This is a genomic window from Mesorhizobium sp. M7D.F.Ca.US.004.03.1.1 (assembly GCF_003998635.1).
Classification (GTDB): domain Bacteria; phylum Pseudomonadota; class Alphaproteobacteria; order Rhizobiales; family Rhizobiaceae; genus Mesorhizobium; species Mesorhizobium loti.
The window spans coordinates 1-1250 of record NZ_RZQG01001301.1; the positions used below are offsets into that span (position 1 = coordinate 1).

A 1250-nucleotide genomic window follows, 5' to 3' on the forward strand; every position below is an offset into this window, starting at 1 on the left:
GCCCAGACGACCAGCGACTGGCCACGACGCACGTCGCCGGCCGCATAGAGCCTGTCGACGCTGGTCCTGTAGTCGCGGTCATTGGCCTCGACATTCCTGGAGCGGCGGCTGTCGGTGGCGATCTTCATCTCACCCTCCAATTCCCCAGCCACTCCGGCCGCAGCCGGCCCGGCAAAGCCGATGGCGATGAAGGCGAGATCGGCGCGGATGACGAATTCGGTGCCGGCGATCGGCTTGCGCTTGTCGTCGACCTCGCAGCATTTGACGCCGGTCAACTGGCCTTCCTCGCCGATGAATTCGAGTGTCGCCACCTGGAATTCGCGCTCCGCGCCTTCGGCCTGCGAGGACGAAGTGCGCATCTTGGTCGCCCAGTAGGGCCAGACCGAAAGCTTGTCTTCCTTCTCCGGCGGCTGTGGGCGGATGTCGAGCTGGGTGACGCGCACCGCACCTTGGCGGAAGGCGGTGCCGACACAATCGGACGCGGTATCGCCGCCACCGACGACGACGACATGCTGGCCGCCGGCGATAATTGGATGCGACGGCCACGCCACCGACTGGATAGGTTCGCCGCCGACCCGGCGGTTCTGCTGCACCAGATAGGGCATCGCGTCATGCACGCCGCCGAGATCATCGCCGGGGATACCGGCCGCGCGCGGTGTTTCCGAACCGCCACAATAAAGCACGGCATCATGTTCGGCGAGCAGCTCGGCAACCGGCTTGTCGACGCCGACATTGACGCCGCAATGGAAGGTCACGCCCTCGCCCTGCATCTGCTCGATGCGCCGGTCGATATAGTGCTTCTCGATCTTGAAGTCGGGAATGCCGTAACGCATCAGCCCGCCAGGCCGGCTCTCGCGCTCGTAGACATGGACGTCGTGGCCAGCGCGGCCAAGCTGCTGGGCAGCCGCCATGCCGGCAGGGCCGGAGCCGATGATGGCGACCCGCTTGCCGGTCTTCTTCTCCGGCGGATAGGGCCTGATGTGGCCGGTTTCATAGGCCTTGTCGGCAATCGCCTGCTCGACCGTCTTGATGGCGACGGGAATGTCCTCGAGGTTCAGCGTGCAGGCTTCCTCGCAGGGTGCGGGGCAGATGCGGCCGGTGAACTCCGGGAAATTGTTGGTCGAATGCAAGTTCCGGATCGCGTTGTCCCAGTCGCCATTGTAGACGAGGTCGTTCCAGTCCGGAATCTGGTTGTGGATCGGGCATCCCGTCGGCCCGTGGCAGAACGGAATGCCGCAATCCATGCAGCG

1 protein-coding gene is annotated in these 1250 nt (G+C 65.0%); it reads right to left on the reverse strand.

Going from position 1 to position 1250, the window contains the following annotated elements; translation table 11 throughout:
* A partial coding sequence (locus tag EN935_RS36520; protein ID WP_164771709.1) for a glutamate synthase subunit beta occupies window positions 1-1250 on the reverse strand: 1250 nt, incomplete at both ends.